The organism is Corallococcus sp. CA047B (genome assembly GCF_003612065.1).
GTDB classification, from domain to species: domain Bacteria; phylum Myxococcota; class Myxococcia; order Myxococcales; family Myxococcaceae; genus Corallococcus; species Corallococcus praedator.
Window position 1 is genome coordinate 1 of record NZ_RAWD01000204.1, and the last position, 17780, is coordinate 17780.

Annotated in this window: 11 protein-coding genes; 2 read left to right on the forward strand and 9 right to left on the reverse strand. The window is 71.8% G+C overall.

Features of this window, described 5'->3' with window-relative positions; all coding sequences use genetic code 11:
* Nucleotides 1–108: 108 nt before the first annotated feature.
* The 7 genes from D7X74_RS27070 to D7X74_RS27100 form a co-directional block, all read right to left on the reverse strand.
* Nucleotides 109–783, reverse strand: coding sequence for a DUF4142 domain-containing protein (locus tag D7X74_RS27070; RefSeq protein ID WP_120535896.1), 675 nt, complete (start codon nt 781–783; stop codon nt 109–111).
* 163 nt (nt 784–946) lie between these two features.
* The gene (locus tag D7X74_RS27075) at nt 947–3217 is read right to left on the reverse strand and encodes a SpoIID/LytB domain-containing protein (protein ID WP_120535897.1); all 2271 of its coding nucleotides are present in this window, start codon (nt 3215–3217) and stop codon (nt 947–949) included.
* 3 nt (nt 3218–3220) lie between these two features.
* Complete coding sequence (locus tag D7X74_RS27080; protein ID WP_120535898.1) at nt 3221–7936, reverse strand: MG2 domain-containing protein; 4716 nt, start codon at nt 7934–7936, stop codon at nt 3221–3223.
* The gene (locus tag D7X74_RS27085) at nt 7933–9534 is read right to left on the reverse strand and encodes a hypothetical protein (RefSeq protein WP_199741901.1); all 1602 of its coding nucleotides are present in this window, start codon (nt 9532–9534) and stop codon (nt 7933–7935) included. Before D7X74_RS27085 ends, D7X74_RS27080 begins: the two co-directional genes overlap by 4 nt.
* Entirely contained in the window at nt 9531–10151 is a 621-nt protein-coding gene (locus D7X74_RS27090; RefSeq protein ID WP_120535900.1) for a DUF1175 family protein, read from the reverse strand. The genes D7X74_RS27085 and D7X74_RS27090 overlap by 4 nt, the downstream gene beginning before the upstream one ends.
* A 33-nt stretch (nt 10152–10184) precedes the next feature.
* The gene (locus D7X74_RS27095) at nt 10185–11093 is read right to left on the reverse strand and encodes a DUF2135 domain-containing protein (protein WP_120535901.1); all 909 of its coding nucleotides are present in this window, start codon (nt 11091–11093) and stop codon (nt 10185–10187) included.
* Between the two features lie 278 nt (nt 11094–11371).
* Entirely contained in the window at nt 11372–11788 is a 417-nt protein-coding gene (locus D7X74_RS27100) for an arsenate reductase ArsC (protein ID WP_120535902.1), read from the reverse strand.
* Nucleotides 11789–11995: 207 nt separating this feature from the next.
* Between D7X74_RS27100 and D7X74_RS27105 the strand changes: the two genes are divergently transcribed.
* Entirely contained in the window at nt 11996–12913 is a 918-nt protein-coding gene (locus D7X74_RS27105; protein WP_120535903.1) for a TerC/Alx family metal homeostasis membrane protein, read from the forward strand.
* A gap of 25 nt (nt 12914–12938) precedes the next feature.
* Here the strand turns inward: D7X74_RS27105 and D7X74_RS27110 are convergent, their stop codons facing one another.
* The gene (locus D7X74_RS27110; RefSeq protein ID WP_120535904.1) at nt 12939–13766 is read right to left on the reverse strand and encodes a hypothetical protein; all 828 of its coding nucleotides are present in this window, start codon (nt 13764–13766) and stop codon (nt 12939–12941) included.
* Between the two features lie 158 nt (nt 13767–13924).
* Between D7X74_RS27110 and D7X74_RS27115 the strand changes: the two genes are divergently transcribed.
* Nucleotides 13925–15235, forward strand: coding sequence for an MFS transporter (locus D7X74_RS27115; protein ID WP_120535905.1), 1311 nt, complete (start codon nt 13925–13927; stop codon nt 15233–15235).
* Nucleotides 15236–15250: 15 nt separating this feature from the next.
* Here the strand turns inward: D7X74_RS27115 and D7X74_RS27120 are convergent, their stop codons facing one another.
* Entirely contained in the window at nt 15251–17521 is a 2271-nt protein-coding gene (locus D7X74_RS27120) for a PAS domain-containing protein (protein WP_120535906.1), read from the reverse strand.
* Nucleotides 17522–17780: the final 259 nt, after the last annotated feature.

Here is a 17780-nt window from a genome sequence, read left to right on the forward strand (position 1 = left end):
ACCCACCACACCCTCGCCAGAGCCTTGCGCATCCGCGAGGGGATAGGCGTCGGGACCGGCCGAGTCAACCGGCCCGGTGGCCCGACGCCCACCGCGCTACATCGCGCACTACTTCTTCATCTGCTTCTCGAGCTCCTTCGCTTCCTTCTCGTGGCCGGAGACCACGCCCTCGGTCTGGCTCAGGATGGCCAGGAAGGTCGCGTCGTTCTTGTACTCACCGCGGCCCTTCTTGAGCATCTCGTTGCCCTTCTTCTGGTCTTCGGCGATGCGCGACAGGAAGGCCTTGTCGAACTCCGGGCCCTGCTTCTCGCGCAGCTTCTCGACCTCCCGGTTCGTCTCGTCGACGCTCTTGCCCAGCTTCTCGTCGGCCTTCTCCATCCCCTTCTCGTAGCCCTGCTGCACGCCGGAGCCACCCACGCCCGTGTCGGACGTGCTTCCGTCGCTCAGCGCGCTGATGGTCATCTTCTGGTTCTCCGCCCACGTGCGCAGCGTCTGGTTGTTGCTCTCGTGGTCGGTGCGGATCTTGGTGGCGAACTCCTTCACCCGGGGATCCGACGCCTGCTCCTCCGCGAGGGTCGCCAGTTCGATCTGCCGGTTGTTGAAGAGGGCCAGCGAGCCGACGTACTTCACCCGCTTGGAGGCCGCCTCACCCACGGCCTTGCCCTGCTTCTCCATCTCCTTCTCCTGCTTGGACATGGTGTCTTCGGCGTGGGCCGCGAAGCCCAGCAACCCCGTCATCACCGCCGCCGCCACCGCCCGCGTCTTCCAGTTCTTGTTGCCCATGATTCACCCCTCCCGTGCATCGCCCGAATGGCTGAATGACGGGAGGAAGGTGGTGATGGGGAAGCCGGTTGCCAGGGCTGCCCGGCCGACAGCCCCGCCCCCGGGCGCGAGCACCCCGGGATGATGTCCTGTCACCCCACGGACAGCGCCGCGACGGGTGTCTTCAGGGTGCAGGGGATGTGACGGGCAACGCGCCATATGCGCGCTCCAGGAGGACCTCGCTGGAGAGGCCCGTGGCGGCCTTGGCGGCTTCGACGTCCAGCCCCTCGCCGTGGCCCCGGCCCTGCCCTTCGAAGAGCACCTGGGCGCCGTCGAAGGACGCGCGCTGGGGACAGGAAGGAAGCCGAAGGCCCGCGCGCAGCGTGTCGCACGGCAGCGAGCGCGCTTCCTCGTACGGGGCGCCGGCCTCACCGTCGGTGCGCAGGTAGCGCACGCGTCCGGCTTCGAAGCGCAGCGACACCAGGCGGGTGCCCAGCAGGGACTCCACCTGGGCGCGAGGACGGGACTCGCGCCAGGGGGTGTCGCCGCCTTGCGAGAAGGTCAGCCACGCGTCCCACTTCAGTGCGGGCAGCTTGAGCGCGCGGGCCTCCTCGGGACGCATGCGCACGGTGCCCCGGAAGGCCTGACAGTGGGTGGTGTCACAGACGGCGCGGCCGGGGTGCCGGGTCGTGGCGTGGCGCTCGTTGTGGGCGACCACGCGGGCCAGCGCGACGCGGGCCTCGCCTTGCAGCGTGACGTCCTCGGCGGCGATGACGCCGGCGGTGTACTGCACGCGCGTGGTGCGGAAGACGAAGTCCGAGCCGCGTCGGGCCTTGAGCGCGCTGGGCGTGGTGGGCACGCCCGGAGGTGGGCGATACGGCGGCGGCGTGGACCCGGAGAAGACGCCCGCGTAGTCACGGCCGCCGTCGGGGCCGTCCGGAAAGCGCACGCGCCAGGGACTGCCCAGACACACCGCCGGGCCCTTCGCGGTGAGCGCGTCCAGGCGGGAGAAGTCCGTGGACACGGGGCGTGGCGCGCCGTCCTCCAGCGCGAAGCCGGCGCCCGCGCAGCGCGCCTCCACGGACGCGGAGGGCAGCAGGCCGAGCACCTGTACGTGCGCGGACTCCAGGCCCGCCGTCTGCTTGCGCACGCGGGCGAGGAGCGCGGGGATTTCGTCCGCGAAGTGCCGGGGCATCTTGCCGGGCCGCACGGCCACGACGACGAGGTCCGCGTCCACGGCGGCGATCCACCCGAACTGGGGACGGCTGGCGGCATCGCGCACGGTGCCCGTCTTGGTGGCCACGCCCTTCAGCGCCTTCGACGTGGACAGGCCGCTGAGCGTGCCTTCCTCCACGTTGCCGGTGAGGAGCGCGAGGACATCCGGCCGGGCTTCCGCGAGCAACCGGTACGCCTGCGCCATGCCCCACGGGGACAGGCCGTGCGCGGAGCGAAGCCCGATGGCCTCCGTCATGTCCTCGGGCAGGCCGGTGAGGCCCACCGCCGACAGCACCGGTCCCCAGTGGCCGAACGCGCGGGGTGCGCGGCCCGTGGCCTCCCAGTCCAGGAAGTAGCCGTTGCAGGAGCGCAGCAGCGCGACCCGTGCATCGACCTTCGCGGGGAGCCCCGCGCCACAGGCCCACTCCTGCACACCGGGACGCGGCGCGAGCAGTGGAGGTGACGCGGTGTCCGAAGAGGCTCCAGTCGCCCCCGTGCCGGCCGCGTACAGGAACGGCTTGAGCGTGGAGCCATACGGCACCGCCCTTCGCACATCACCCTCCGCGAGCAGCACCTCTCCCGAATGCCGGCTCACCACCACCGTGGCCGCCTCCGGCGCGAGCACCGCCACGTCCGCCAGCTCCTCCACCGACAGGGGCGAGGCCCACCGCGTCCCGTCATGACACTGGCGCAACCGGCGCGTCAGCGCGGCGGGAAACCCCGGGTGCTCGCCCAAGATGCGCGCCAGTCCCCGCCGAGCCCGGGACGTGTCCACCTGGGGCGCGTTCGCCACCTCCTTCGCCGCGCGCGACAGCGATTGATAGGGCGCCTCGCGCCACGCGGGCAGCTCTCCGCTCACCGTCAGCGCGAACGCCTCATGGAAGAGCCGGTCCTCGCTGGACGCGGGACACGCCCACCACAGGAGCTGGTGCGCCAGTTCGTGCCGCAAGGCCGTGCGCAGCTTTTCATCCAGCACGCCCGGCGTGTTCTGCCGCAGTTCCACGACGCCGGGCCGCCCTTGCGCGTTGCGCTCGGGAGGCAGGGCCAGGCCCTTCTGGAGCGCCACGGAGGCGGGGGCCCGTGTCGGAAGGCCGCCCGCCTGCGCCGCGTACTGCGTCTCCACAGCCGTCCAGGCGGCCTGCGCTTGCTTGCGCAGGTCCGCTTCCGGCGTCACATCCCCTCGCGTGACGAAGGTGGGCGAAGCCGACAACAACACGGCGACGGCGACGGCCCACCCCATGGGCTACAGGTCGCTCACGGACGTCTTCGAGGGCACCACCTTCAACACGTCCGACGCCGTGCGGCCCCGGATGCGCGCCGAATACATGTCCTCGATGGTGGCCGGCGGCGCGGCGAACGTGCCCGCGAACTGCGCGCGCATCACGTAGCCCACCGTGCGCGGGCTGTCGCTCCACCACGCCGGCTCCTCGAAGAAGAACGTGGCCTGCGCGGGGTCCAACTGCCGGCGCTTGAGCGCCTCCGGCACCAGCGGCAGCGAGTGCGGCGGACCGCGGAAGGCCTTGTCCTCCTGCAGCGCGACGAAGCCCGCCGGCACCGCGTCCTCCACCACGTAGTACGCCGAGCGCGCCCGGTTGTCCCCGCGCGCATCCAGCGTCAGCTCCACGTAGACCTCCTCGCCCTGCGTCACCGTGGCCCCTGGCTCCAGCTTCACCTTCCCGCCCTCGCGCAGCACGTAGTACGCGCGGTTGACGGACATGCCCTCCACGCGCGCCTGCACCTGCTTGAGCGGCGTCGTCGCGGCGGCGCGCAGCGTGGCCACGCCGTCGAAGCCGCCCACGTCCACCGTGCGGGTTCCCGCCGGCAGCGTGGCGACGAGCCCCATGCCGCGCGACGTGAACTTCACCGGCGACGCCGCGCCCTTCACCTCCGGCGGCGTCATGCCCTTGAACGCCTTCGCGTCCCGCTCCACCAGCCACAGCGAATGCAACAGCGCCGTGCTCCGGTCGAAGGTGGACAGCCCCGGCTCGCTCAGCATCTCCAGGATGCGCTTGCGAGCGCGCGTGACATCCAGCGAACCGAACGACGCCGCGTGCGCGGTGATGGCCGTGAGGCCCACGCGCCGCAGCGGGAAGCGGTAGAACGCCTCGGACGTCTCCGCTTCACCCTTGAGGCTCGCGAGCTTCACGAAGCCCTCGCCGCTCTGCTTCACCAGCGCCTGGATGCGCGCCTGGAGCGCGGGCTCCTTCATCACGCCCGCCTTCTCCGCGGCCAGCACCGCGAGCGCCAGCGGATACAGGTCCCCTGACGGCGCACCCTCCACCAGCGCGCGCACCCGCGCCGCCTGACGCGGGCCCTGCAGCCGCGCCAGCACATAGGCGCGCGTGGCGTCGTACTCGGGCGGCAGGCCCTCCTGCGCCTCCAGCCACTTCGCGCTCTCCGCGATGCGCGCGTCGTCGCGGTCCACCAGCCCCGCCTCGGACGCGTACGCCAGACCGTCCAGCGCGATGAGCGTGAGCGGCAGGCTGGGCTCGCTGTAGCCCCCGAACCAGGTGAAGCCGCCGCCCTTCACCGCGAGCCCCAGGATGCGGGACGTGCCCTGCACGGAGCGGCTGCGCGCCTCCGCCAGCAGCGCCTGCGACTCGGGGTCCAACTTCTCCAGCGCGCCCGCCTTCTGGAGCACCTGGAACACCGCCACGTTGGGCACCGTCGTGGAGACCAGTTGCTCCAGGCACCCGTACGGATACGTCAGCAGCTCGCGCACCTGCGTGAGCGCCGCGTCCACCGTGGACGGCTGGAGCACCAGCTCCACGCGCGTCAGCGTCGCGGAGCCAGGAGCGTCCAGCGCCAGCGCGCCGCCGCCCCACGCGCTCACCTGCACCGCGTCCTCCACCGAGGCCGGCGCCACGTCGAAGCGCTTCAGGTCGCGCAAGGGGTCCTTGCCGCCCGTCACGTCCACCGCGAGCTCGGCGGGGCCCGTCTTCGACGCGCGCAGCGTCACTGGCACCACCTGCTCACCGCCCTGCCCCAGCTCCAGCTTCTTCTGGGTGGCCTCCGCCTGGAGCGCCCCTCCCGGCTGGATGCGCAGGTCCAGCATCTGGCTGCCCTTGGACTTCTCCCCCGCGGACAGGCGCACGGAGGCCAGCGCCTCGTCGCCCTCGCGCAGGAACTGCGGCAGCGCCGCGTAGACGTTGAGGCCGCCGCGCGTGGCGAACTCGGAGGTGCCTTCACCGAAGCGGCCGGACGTGTCCGCCGCCACCGCCGTCACCACCCACAGCGTCTGGTTGGAGGGCAGCGTGAAGCGCACCGTCGCGCGGCCGTCCCGGTCCGTCACCACCGCCGGGTCCCAGTGCGCGGTGTCCTTCTCCAGGTCCTTCACGTTCCGGGTGGGCGGCTTGATGGACGCGAACGCGTGGTCCGGCAGCCCGGCCATCTTGCGCGCCAGCTGCTCGCCATAGCCGTAGCCCTGGAACTCCGCCGAATAGAAGCTCGTCACGTTGTCGCGCGCGGGCGGATAGAAGAAGTCCAGCACGCCCGGACGGAACTCCGACTGGATGGCGTACACGGCCTTGTCCACCACGCCCACGGACAGCTGCGCGGACACGCCCTTGCCCTCGTGGTCGGTGACGCGCACGTCCACCACCTGCTCGGTGAGCGGCAGCGCCTCCGCGCGGCGCGCCTGCAACGCCACGGTGAGGGTGCGCTCCTTCGGCACGATGCGGAACGCCACCGTGCGCTCCTCCCAGCGGCCCGTCGCCGTGGGGTACGCCACGGACGCGTACACCGCGCTGCCGAAGCGCTTCTCCACCGGGAACGCGTGCACCAGCGTGCGGCCCTTCAGCGGCACCACCGTGGTGCCGTACAGGCCCGCGCCCGTCAGCGTCACCCACACCGGGCCCTGGTCCTTGCCGCCCTGCCCCCAGCCATCCGGCATCAGCGCGACCAGCTTCGCGGAGTCCCCCGGCGCCAGCGTGCCGGACAGCGACGCGAGCGTCATGTTGGGCACCTGCGCCACCGGCTCATCCGCGCCACCGATGACGAGCAGCGACTCCTCGCCCGTCCACGCCTCGCCCTTCTTGTCCTTCACCGTCACGTTCGCGATGACCGCGCCCACGTGGGTGGTGGGCACCTTCTGCCGCACCGTGCCGTCCTGCGCCGTGGTGAAGGTCTGCGTGCCCAGCGGCTCCTCGCTGCCATCCGCCCGGCGCAGCACGAAGGACACCTCCCCCGTGGTGACGCCGTAGGGCTTGCCGGACAGCGTGGTGGCGCGCACGGACAGGAGCGCCTCCGTCCCCTTCGCGACCACCGCGTCGGAGTAGCGCGCCACACCCATCACCTCCACCTTCGACAGGAAGAAGGCGGCGGTGCTGGTGGCGAACGTCTCCTGATCATCCCGCGCGCGCACGGTGAGGCTGTAGCGGTACGGCAGCCGCTCCTCGCCCGGCTTGAGCGCGGGGACGGCGATCTCCACCTGGGCCTCGCCCTCCGCGTCGAACTCGCTCGCGCTGGACCACGGATCGTCCGTGGCCGAGCGCTCCGCGATGGAGGAGTAAAGCCGCTCCGGCACGCTCAGCTTGCCCTCGCTGCTGGACGCCGAACCGTACGTCACCGCGCTGCCCTGGCCGCCCTTGCCCGCGTCGTCCACCCACGCGGGCGCGTCCAGCAGGCTGCGGTAGAGGAAGACCTCGTACTTCGCGCCCTTCGGCACGCCGCCCGCGTAGCGCCGCGCGCGCACCGTGACGCTCACCGTCTTGCCCGGCTCCACCGTCTCCGACGCCGGCTGCACCTCCAGGTAGAACGTGGGCTTCACGTAGTCCTGCACGCGCGCCTCGCCCTGGTAGGGCTGCGAGTCCAGGTCCGCCTCGATGCGCAGCACGCCCGTGCCCAGGTCGTCCGGCACCTTCATCGTGCCGTTGAACGCGCCGAATTCGTCCACCGCCGCGCGCGTGATGATTTCTCGGCCCTCCTGCGACACCAGCTTCACGCGCACGTCGCGCTTCTTCGGCGTGAACAGCCGCGCGAGGAACGTGTCCGGCTGCCGCACGAGCCCCCGGAACTTCACCTCGTGGCCCGGCTTGTAGATGGGCCGGTCGCTGTAGATGAACACGTCCGGCGCCACCGCCAGCGCGGAGTAGAAGTCCGTGTCCACGATGGCCGTGTCCTTGCCGGACGACACCGTGGCCAGGATGCGCGGCTCCGTCACGGCCAGCGTCACCTCGCCCTTGTCGTCCGTCGTGCCCGTGGGGCCCTTGCCCGTGGGCAGGTACACCTGCACCTGCGCGCCCGCGCGGGGCTGCTGATCACGCCCCGCCACGCGCACCAGCACCTGACCGTCGGTCTGCTTGAGCTGCACGGTGACGTCGCTGACGACGAGCACCACCTGACCCTCGATGCGCCCCTGCACCAGTTGGAGCACGTAGGCGCCCGGGGGCAGCGGGGCCAGCAGCACGCGGCGCTCCTGGAAGCCGCTGCTACCGCCGCCGGTGTCGAAGCCCGGCACGTTGAAGTCCCGGTCCGCGCCGCCCAGGTCCAGGTTGAGCCACTGGCTGCGCACCACCGTGAAGCCCGGCGGCGTGCCCACCAGCTTCTCCGGCCCTTCGGCCACCTTCGCCAGCGGCTCCTCCGAGGACGTCTCCGGAGGAGGCTTCGGCAGGACATCTCCGACCTCCTCGCGGAAGCCAGGGCTCAGCGCCTCCATCAGCGCGAGGCCCGGCATGCGCACCGCATTGAGGCCGCGGCTCAGGCCCCGGCCCGGGTTGATGAGCGTGGGCGGCGTCTGGTACGCGCGCCGCAGGTCGCCCTGCGCGCGGATGAAGGCGTCCAGGTTCGCGGGCTGCAACACGCGCAGCTCCACGGGGCCCTTGTCCTCGAAGGCGACGTCCACCGCGACGGGCTCGCCACTGCCGTAGGAGCGGGGCACGGTGATGTAGAGCGGCTTGGCCAGCGCCACGCCGGACACCAGGAGCGCGGCCAGGGCCGCGAAACGCACCGACGTCTTCATGTTCCAAATCCTTCCGACACCAGTTCGGGGCCGTAGCCCACGACCTTGCCGCGGAGCCCCAGGTACGGCAGGGACTCCAGGTCGCGGCGGGCCGCTTCGATTTCCGGAGGCGCTGCCTTCGGCAGGGGCGATGCGCGGTCCACGCGCGCCTCCGACGTGTAGCCGTCCATCAAGAGCCCGCCCAGCAGCCGCCCCGTGTTGATGCCGAGCATCACCGACGCGGGCGCGCGCAGCCCCGTCACCACCGGGCCCGCGGCGTTCAGCAGGTTGGGCGCGCGGCCCTCGCACGCCTTCTTGAGGCGCTCGAGCTCCGCGTCACTCGTCGCCAGCACCACGTGCTTGCACAGCGTGGCGGTCTTCAACGTCCGCGCGCCCCCGGAGAACAGCGCCTGCACCCCTGCCGCGTCCTGCTCGCTGCCCCACACCAGGGCCAGCTCCGGCTCCAGCGAGGCGATGCCGCGCGGCGTCCACACCAGGGCCACCTGACGCGTGCGCGTCCGGACCTCCTGCGCGCTCTTGCCCTCCCAGTGCGTCTTCAGCACCTCGGGCTCCAGCGACTCGGGCAGCGTCAGGTTGAACGCGAACAGCACCGGCGTCTCCTCCGGCACCAGCTTCAGCAGGTCCTCCGAGATGGGCTCGGTGTAGGGCGGGTGGGACGGCGACAGGGTCCCCGCGATGCCACGGCCCACCAGCCGGTCTCCGTCCACGCCGAACAGCAACCGCGCGTTCCCGGTCATGCCCAGCACGTGGGTGAGCAACTGCGCTTCGCGGCCGTAGGCGTCCGGATTGAACCCCACCTCCACGTCCACGCCGTCGTCCGCCTCCAGCTTCGGCAGGGGCGTGCACAGGCCCTGGAGCACCACCACCGGGTGCCGCGCGAGCACCAGCCGGTCCTCCGTGCGAGCGGCCCACAGCTGCTGCTCCGCGACCAGCCAGCGCGACAGGTGGAAGCCGCCCTCGGGCACCTTCACCGCGCTGTCGGGGCAGCTGGCCGCCGTCATCCCTCCGCGCTTCGCCACCCCGTCCAGCGCGTCCCACGCCGCCCGGGACTTCTTGTCCGCCTTGGGGACGATGAGCGCGGGCGTTCCGGCCCGCGTGTCACCGCTGAACCACACGGTGCGGAAGGGGGCGTCCAGCAACTGGCCCGCCACCACGTCCAGCACCGCGCCCTTGAAGGACGCCTTGAGGTCATCGCCGGTGGAGCCCATGAACGCGGCCCAGCCGCTCACGAAGCCCTGGCCCAGCGGCTTGCCCAACTGCTCCTTCAGCCATGCGTTGCGCGCCAGCGCGTCGCGCACCTTGCCGGGCGCGTGCACGTCCACCCAGATGGCGGCGGTGGCGATGGAGCCGGGCACGTCCATCTTCGTCGGCTCGGACGGCACCTCCGGCATGCCCTCCACGGTGGCGCCCGCGGTCGGAGGACCCTGGCGCTCGCCGGAGGAGAAGGCGGGGCCCGAGGAACCGCCACTGCCCCTGCGGCCCAGGACGAAGGCCCCCACGCCCACGCCCACGACGAGTGCGCCGACGAGCGCGATGCGCACGGCGGACGAGGGGCCCGGGCCCTTGGCGGGCGGCGGCGGGCTCACGGGAGACGTCATGACATCCACTCCTTGAAACGGAAGAAGCCGAGGAAGGCGGCGTTGGCCGGCACGGGGCGCCACTCCAGCGGCGCCTCGGTGGCGAGCGAATCGAGGACCCCGGTGCGCACGGACGCGCCCGCCTCACCGGGGTGGTAGACGACGCGCGCGGGGGCATGGGCCCGGTCCTCCGGGCGCACCACGAGCATCAGGTGGAAGACGGGGCCCGCGTCGTGCTCCTGGCGGAAGGCCACCACGTCGCCGGTGCGCAGCGCTTCGCGCGTGGCCGCGTCCCGTCCCAGCGCGGTGAAGTTGCGGACCAGCAGCGTCTCCGCGTCCGCGAAGTCGGAGGGCTCGCCGCGCGTGTCCTTCCACAGCGGGGAGGCAAGACGTTCAGAGGCCACGCGCCGGTAGGCCGTGCGGTAGGCGTAGCGGATGAGGCCCGCGCAGTCGCGCTGCGCGGGCTGCCACGCGGCGTCCGGGGCCCGCACCTGCGCGAGCGCCACCTGCGCCACCTCACGGCGCAACAGCCGCGCACGCGTCTCCGGCGCAACGGATTCGGAGGTGGGAAGCGACGCAGCCGCCACCGGCGTCACCGGCGCGGCATGCAGCAACAGGGAGAGCATCAGGACGCGCATGGGAGGGGCCGCACCGTCGGCGACACGTCGCCTTCAGTACCCGCCTTCACCCTCACCCGAATCGGAGTCGCCGCTCGCCTGAAGTTCCTTGAGCGCCTCGTCCAGGTTCGTGGGCCAGCGCTCGCCCTTCGGCTTCGGATCCGCGGACGGCACGTACACCTCCGCCTGTCCGTCGCCCAGGATGTTCACCCACGCCAGCACCCGCGTCGTGCCGGGCGTCGCCAGCGGGATGCGCACGCGGCGGCGGACCTCGCCCGGCGTGCCCTCGAAGAGCGCCAGGTTGAGCGTCGCCACCGTGTGCGCCTTGTCGCCGCTGGGCCAGTAGTTGGTCGCGATGAGGTACACGCCCTTGGGCGGCGAGCGGTGGATGTAGAGGTACGGGCCGTACGCCGGCTGGTCGAAGTCCCCCCCCTGCGAGTTGAGGAAGAACGTGCCGCCGGACGGGCTGTCCGTGTCCGCCCAGTACACGTGCGCCATCGACGTCACGTCGAGCGTGTCCCCCGCGCTGCTCGCGTCGGTGGGCTCGTAGATGTGCAGGTCCGTGTAGACGCCGTCCGTGTCGCTCGTGAGGATGGCCTTGAGCGGCACCGGGGGCACCTGCGCGTAGCTCGTCGCTTGCGTGCGCGCCGTGCCGCCCTTGTTCGTCGCCATCACGGTGACGATGTTCTTGCCGCTCGCCGCCGGGAACTTCCGGCTGAAGCGGCCCCCTTGCGTGCGCATCAGGTAGCGGTCGCCGTTGATGGAGACGACCACCGGATCCACCGTGGGGTCGCTCACCGTGCCCTCGATGAGCAGCATCCGGTCCACCGTCCACCCGCCGGACGGCGCGCTCAGACGCACGGTGGGCAGCTTTTCGCCCCTGCCAATGGGCACGCCCTGCTGACGGGCGGGAACCGCGGGCGCCGTCTGCGAAAGCAGCCCGGCGAGGAGGACGGAGAGCATCGAAGGAGGCCTGGGAGTGGGGAGCGCGAACCGCGTGTCCGCGAACGGACACAGCGTGCGGCAAGCCCACCTCTGATTTCAAGCCACCCGCCATTTCACACTGCCACGGGCCCGGTCAGGCCCCCCCGACCCGCGACGCCCCGTCGCAGGTCCCCATCCCTTCCGTTTGAACCGTCCGCCCGCCCGTCCTCGGGCCCGGGCACCCACGATTCACGGAAGGGATCCGTGCTGCTGCACCCTCCCCGCGGAAGACGCACTCCGCGGGTGTTGCGTGTGGCTTACGGCGCGGGAGGACGTTCCCAGCCGTGGCTCTCCACGAAGCCCGACACCAGGGCCGCCAGCGTGTCGCGGATCTTCTCCACGTCCGCCGCGGACTTGCCCGCCGTGTCTTCAATCATCGTCCATTCCACGCGCTCCTGGCCCGGGGTGGACGGCGCGTCGGACACGTTGCCCAGCGTCACCAGCACCTGCGCGCTCTTGGCCAGCTCCGCCGTCAACTGCGTCGGCTTCGCGCCCGTCATGTCCACGGTGATGTCCTTCATCGTGGCGAGCACTTCAGCCTGCACTCGGTCGGCCGGCTGCATCCCCGCCGCGATCGCCCGGACCTTCGAGGGATCCGCCATCACGTTGAAGAAGGCCGCCGCGATCTGCGAGCTGCCCGCACTCTGCTTACAAGCGAAGATGACCGTGTTCATCGCACCGCCTTTGGAGTGTTGAGAATCATGAGGTTCAAGCCTTCCAGGGAAGTATCACATCCTGTGCGAGGGAGAAGACAACCCTCACCCTGACTGTTCCAACACCATACAACGCAACGCGTCAAGCGGTGAATCTGGGTAAGGGCTGACTCCGGGCGGGCCCTTGCGCCGAGCGGAAGTCGGGGGAATGCCTAGTTTGCGGGGGTCATGCAAAGCACCCCTTCCTGGGCCTGGATCGTCTTCTGGGCGTTGTTGCTGGCGCTGCTGGTGGTGGACCTGCTGGCCCACCGGGGCGGGCGGGGCCAGTCGCACCGCGCGGCCATCCTGTGGAGTCTGGCGTGGGTGGGGTTGGGGCTGGCCTTCTGTGGCTTCGTGTGGGTGACGCTGGGCAGCGAGCGCGGCCATGAGTACCTGGCGGCGTGGCTCATCGAGAAGAGCCTGAGCCTGGACAACGTCTTCGTCTTCCTCGTCATCTTCCGCAGCCTGAACGTGCCCCAGAAGTACCAGCACGAGGTGCTCTTCCTGGGCATCTTCGGCGCGCTGGTGTTCCGGGCGCTGTTCATCTTCGTGGGCGCGGCGGCGCTGCAGCGCTGGGGCTGGGTGTCGTACGTCTTCGGCGCCATCCTGCTCATCACCGCGTGGCGCGTCTTTCGCGAGGACCCGTCGAAGCAGCAGGACAACCGCGTGGTGCGGTGGCTGTCGCGAAGGCTTCCGGTGAGCGACCAGGTGGAGGGGCCGCACTTCTTCGTGAAGCACCAGGGCCGCAGGCTGGTGACGCCGCTCCTGCTGGCGCTCATCGGCCTGGAGGTGACGGACATCCTGTTCGCGGTGGACTCGGTGCCGGCGGCGTTCTCCGTCACCACCGACACGTTCATCCTCTACAGCTCCAACGCCTTCGCCATCCTGGGGCTGCGCGCGCTGTACCTGGTCATCGCCGGGGCGGTGGGGCAGCTGCGCTACCTGCACTACGGCCTGGCGGGGGTGCTGGCGTTCGCGGGCGTGAAGATGGTGGTGGAGCAGTGGGTGCACATCCCGCCGCTCCTGTCGGTGGCCATCATCCTGGTCGTCATCGGCACCGCGGTGGGGGCAAGCCTCGCGCACCGCACCCGCCACGTGGAGGCCTGAGCGTCCACGCGGCCCGGGCGGCGCTTCAGCGCTTGGGACGCCGCGCGGTCCCCGGAGGCCGGGGGTTCACCAGGAGGTCATCGAAGGTGCGGTTGGCCACCTTCGCGATGCGCTCGCGGTGCTTCTCCAGGAGCGGGGCGTTGGCCTGCTTCACGTCCTTGCCCGAGGCCTGCTCCAGCGTGGTGATGTACTTGCGCAGGCCCGCGCGGCGCTGCTCCAGTTGGAGCCGCTCCGACTCGGTGAGCTTCGGATCCTCCAGCTGGGGCGTGATGGCGGCCAGCTGCTGCTCCAGGAGCGCGAGGTTCTCCGGCGACGACGGCAGGGACACGGCGGCCTGTTCCGCGGCCCCGGTGGGCGGCGCGGCCGGGGGCGGGGGCGGGTACAGCACCGCGGTGATGGCCTGGAACTCCAGGGGCGACATGCGCTGGGCGTCCAGGTTGGTGGCGAGCACGGCCTGGGCCTTGCCCATCATCCGCAGGGAGGCCCCGGCGGCCTTGAGCAGGGTGCGCGAGTCCCGGCGGTCCAGGGCGGCGCTGTGCTTCTGCACGAAGTCGACGGACTCCTTCGCGAGCACGTCGTAGGCGGGCAGCGTCGCCTCGCGCACGGCCAGGTAGGGCTCGAGCCGCGCCTCGTCCAGCTTCAGTCCCTGGCCCGCCGGGGGCGGCGTGAAGGGATAGCGGGTGTTGAGCTCCGCGAACCGCTGGGTGAGGGCCTGCGAGTCCATGAGCGCGTCCACGCCCGAGCCGCCCATGTCGCGGTCCGCCCAGACGCCCAGCGCGACGAGCCCCAGCAGGCCCACCACGACGAGCCCCACGACGCCCAGCACCCCACCGATGACCCACTTCTTGTTCATTGCGACCCTCCGCTCGACACCCGGAAGGCAAGGCCATCCCCACCGGAGGCCCCGTTGCTACCCGGGCCGTCCTCCCAGGGCAAGCGCGCCCCTGCTCCTGGAGGCTCAAGGCTTGCGCCGGGCAGACGGCCGGACCCATCTCCGCTAGGAAGACGCCCATGGCGGGACGGGAGGACGCGGCGAGGGACGAAGCGCGGGGGGCGTCCGGCGGCACCTCCGCGCCAGGGCCGGAAGACGTCCCAGGCCCGGACGCGGCGCCCTTGCAGCCGGGCGGTTCGTGGCGGGCGCAGCGGGAGTTGTGGGGCGAGGCCGGCTGGCGCCGCTGGGTGGTGGCGAGTGCGTTCGCGCGGCTGGGCGGGACGATGGCGCCCTTCGCGTTGCTGCTGGCGGGCGAACAGGCCACGGGGGCGTTCTCGCAGGGCGCGTGGATGGCCAGTGGCTACGCGATGGGCATGGCCGCGGCGGCACCGTTCCGGGGCCGCACCCTGGACCGGCGGCGCCTGCCGGGCGGGTTGCGCAACCCCCTGCTCACCCAGGCCACGGTGTTCCTGGCGCTCGCGCTCGCATGCCACCTCAAGGCGTCCCTGTGGCTGCTGTTGCCGTTGTCGGTGGTGGGCGGCGTGGTGCCCGCGGGGGTCGTCGCGGCCTACCGCGCGCTCCTCCCCGCGCTGGTGCCCCGGGCGCGGCTGGAGGCGGCGTTCGCCATCGACGCGGTGCTGATGGAGGTGCAGTGGATATTGGGCCCGTCGCTGGTGGGCATGCTCGCGCTGGCCGATGCGACGCTGGGCGTGGGCGCCATCGCGCTGACCGGGCTTTCGGCGCTGGCGCTCAACCTCCTCCTGCCGGACCGCGAGCCGGTGCCCGGACCTCCGGTGGCCGCCACGCTGGCGTCGCTCGCGCCCTTCTTCCGGGGACTGCCGAGGCTCCTCTACCTGTCGTCGCTGGCGGTCGGGGTGAGCTGGGGCGTGGTGGACGCCGCGCTGCCGCCACGGCTCGTCCAGGTGGGCTCGCGTCCCGAGGCCTGGGGTGGACTCACCGCGCTCCTGTCCGCCGCGAGCGCCGTGGGCGGCCTGCTGTACACAAGCACGCTGAAGGGACGCGTCACCCGGGACGGCGTCATCCTGGGCCGCTGTCTCTTGTTCCTGGCGCTGTGGGGCGTGCTGCTGGTGCCGCTGGGCCTGGTGGCGAACCTCTGGGCCCTGGGCGCGGCCCTGGCGGCGGCGGGCCTCTTCCTGGCGCCGCAGTCGGCGATGCAGGCGACGCTGCTGCAGCGGCAGCTTCCGGACAGCCGTCAGGCGGAGGGCTTCGCGCTCTCCAACGCCAGCTTCGCGCTGGGCCTGGGGCTGGGCAGCGGGCTGGTCGCCGTGCTGCTGGACACGGCCGGGCCGCATGGCGCGCTGCTCACCGCCGGAGTCCTGCCCGTGCTGGTGGCGGTGGGGGGCGCGCTCGTCTGGCGCTCCCGCGTCTGAGGGGCGCAATGCCCCCTACCCGCCCCCCTCCAGCGGGGGCTCGCGCGGCAGGTGCACGAGGAACGTGGTGCCATCCTGGGCGTTGGAGCGCACGCGCAGGCGGCCCGCGTGCGCATCCACGATGTGCTTCACGATGAACAGCCCCAGCCCCAGCCCGTGGGCCATGCGGTTGCCCTCGCTGATCTCCGCGCGCTTGAGGGGTTCGAACAGGTGCGGCATCAGGGCGGGCGGAATCGGGCGGCCCTGGTTCTTCACCGCGAGCGTCACCATCCCCGCATGACCGCGCAGCCGCACGCGCACGGGGCAGAGGGCGTCCCCGTACGCGAGCGCGTTGTTCACCAGGTTGGTGATGACCTGCGCCAGCCGGTCCGGGTCGCACGACAGCTGGGTGTTGCCCCGGTGGTCCACCTCCAGCCGCCGGTCGGGGTGGGCCTGCTGCACCTCGTCCATCACCTGACGCACCAGCTCCACGAGGTCCACCGAGCGGGGCGCCATGGGGATGCCGCCGCCCAGCCGGGCCTGGGTGAAGTCCAGCACGTCATGCAGCATGCGCTGGGCGCGCTCCGCGCTGGAGAGGATGCGGGCGACGGCCTTCTGTTCGCGCGGATCCGCGTCCTCGCGCCGCGCCAGGGTCGTGGCCGCCATGGTGATGGCGGAGATGGGGTTGCGCAGGTCGTGCCCGACGATGCCGATGAGCAGCTGCTCGAACTCCGCGCGGCGCTTCGCCTCCGTCTCGGCCGCGTGCCGGTCGGTGACGTCCTGCATGGCGCCCACCATGCGGAACGGACGTCCCTCCAGGTTCTTCACCACGCGGCCCCGGTCCTCGACGAAGGCCCAGGTGCCGTCGCCCCGCCGCAGCCGGTACGCCGTCACCCAGCGGCCTTCGGGACTGTCGATGGCGTCCAGCAGTTCCTGCGTCACCCGCACGCGGTCCTCGGGGTGCAGGCTGGAGGCCCACCACGCCATGTTCATGGGGGCCGCGTCCCTGGACGTATCCAGCCGCAGGACGCGCGCCGCCAGCTCGCTCCAGTGGATCTCATTCGTCAGCAGATCCCAGTCCCAGATGATGTCGCGGGTGGCCAGGGTGGCCAGCCGGTAGCGGGTCTCCGACTCGCGCAGCTCCTGCTCCGCCCGGTGCCGCTCGGTGATGTCCAGCGACACGCCCGACACGCTCACCACCCGGCCGTCCACGTCGAACACCGGCAGGAAGCGGACCTCGAACCAGATGTCGAACATGTACATCTCGATGGACAGCCGCTCCCCGGCCAGCGCGCGCAGGACGGCCTCCAACACTTCCCGCCGGTCCCGCAGCAGCTCGAACACGGAGCGCCCGCGCATCGCCTCGGACTGCTCGGCCACGGCCTTGACCCCTTCGCCCTCCACCAGGGTGATGATGCCCTGGGCGTCGAAGGCCCAGAGGACGACGGGCAGCTGGGTGAGCACGCGCTGCAGTTGCTCGCGGGCCTCGTCCCGCTCCTGGCGCAGCACCCGGGTGACGGTGGTGTCCGTGGACACGCCGCACACGACCCACGCCTCGCCATCCGCGACGGTGGGCAGGGGGAACTTCAGCGTGTGGTAGATGTGGAGCCCGTCGGACTGGGGCACCTCCTCGTCGAACACCAGCGGCTTGCGCGCCTTCAGCACCCGCCGGTCGTTCTCCAGGAAGCGCTCCGCCGTCTCCCGGGGGAACAGCTCCAGGTCGGAGTGTCCCAGCACCGTGCTCCGCGAGTGGCCGGAGATGACCTCGAAGGGGTGGTTGATGAAGAGGTAGCGGCCCTGCGCGTCCTTGGCGTAGATGGCCGCCGGAGCATGGTCGAGGATGGTCTGCAGCCGCCCCTCGCGCGTCCTCAACACCCGTTCGTGTTCATGGACGAAGTGCCCCACCGACTCCGTCAGGCCCCCGTCCAGCGCGCGCCAGAGGGCCCGCAGCTCCTCCGGCCTCAACGCGCGGTGCGACGACTCCAGTGCATCCAGGATGACCTCGCGCAGCAGGGCGTACTCCTCCACCATGGATTCCACGGCGGCCCCGGAATGGAAGCGATTGCGGCCATGGTCGCGCGCCGGCTCCCGGACCGGGCCGTCCGCCCACTCCGCCCCCGGCCCCTGGCGCAGGGAGAGGACCAGCCCGTCCACCAGTCGGAGCATCCCCTGCAGACGCTCCTGGAGCGAGGAAGGCTCGTCCCCGAAGGAGGGCCCCATCCGAGCCACCCAGCGCCGGACGATTTCCTCCCGCTTCCCGTGCACGAGGTCCGCGAGCGAGTCCTCCGTGGAGGCGAAGGGGTTCATGCCGCCGCCACACGCTTCCACGGGTCCCTGGACGCGGCCGGATCCGCCCTGCCGCGGGCGGCGAGCTCGACGTGGCGGCGACCGGGGACAGGACCCACCGCCCGCGCGCAGGCCGCTTCCTCTCCGGAGACACCGGTCGGATGAAGCAGGACGCCTGCTGTCGGAAGTCTGGGTTTCACCGTGTCCCTGTCCCCTGGACGCGCCCGGAGTGGAGAGAAGATGGTCATGCCCTCCCCGATGGGGATGGGGCCTGCGGGAG

Coding starts and splice junctions, on each gene's coding strand:
- D7X74_RS27120 (WP_120535906.1), bottom strand. CDS start 17,521: ATGAACCCCTTCGCCTCCACGGAGGACTCGCTCGCGGACCTCGTGCAC.
- D7X74_RS27080 (WP_120535898.1), bottom strand. CDS start 7,936: ATGAAGACGTCGGTGCGTTTCGCGGCCCTGGCCGCGCTCCTGGTGTCC.
- D7X74_RS27100 (WP_120535902.1), bottom strand. CDS start 11,788: ATGAACACGGTCATCTTCGCTTGTAAGCAGAGTGCGGGCAGCTCGCAG.
- D7X74_RS27085 (WP_199741901.1), bottom strand. CDS start 9,534: ATGACGTCTCCCGTGAGCCCGCCGCCGCCCGCCAAGGGCCCGGGCCCC.
- D7X74_RS27070 (WP_120535896.1), bottom strand. CDS start 783: ATGGGCAACAAGAACTGGAAGACGCGGGCGGTGGCGGCGGCGGTGATG.
- D7X74_RS27115 (WP_120535905.1), top strand. CDS start 13,925: ATGGCGGGACGGGAGGACGCGGCGAGGGACGAAGCGCGGGGGGCGTCC.
- D7X74_RS27110 (WP_120535904.1), bottom strand. CDS start 13,766: ATGAACAAGAAGTGGGTCATCGGTGGGGTGCTGGGCGTCGTGGGGCTC.
- D7X74_RS27105 (WP_120535903.1), top strand. CDS start 11,996: ATGCAAAGCACCCCTTCCTGGGCCTGGATCGTCTTCTGGGCGTTGTTG.
- D7X74_RS27095 (WP_120535901.1), bottom strand. CDS start 11,093: ATGCTCTCCGTCCTCCTCGCCGGGCTGCTTTCGCAGACGGCGCCCGCG.
- D7X74_RS27075 (WP_120535897.1), bottom strand. CDS start 3,217: ATGGGGTGGGCCGTCGCCGTCGCCGTGTTGTTGTCGGCTTCGCCCACC.
- D7X74_RS27090 (WP_120535900.1), bottom strand. CDS start 10,151: ATGCGCGTCCTGATGCTCTCCCTGTTGCTGCATGCCGCGCCGGTGACG.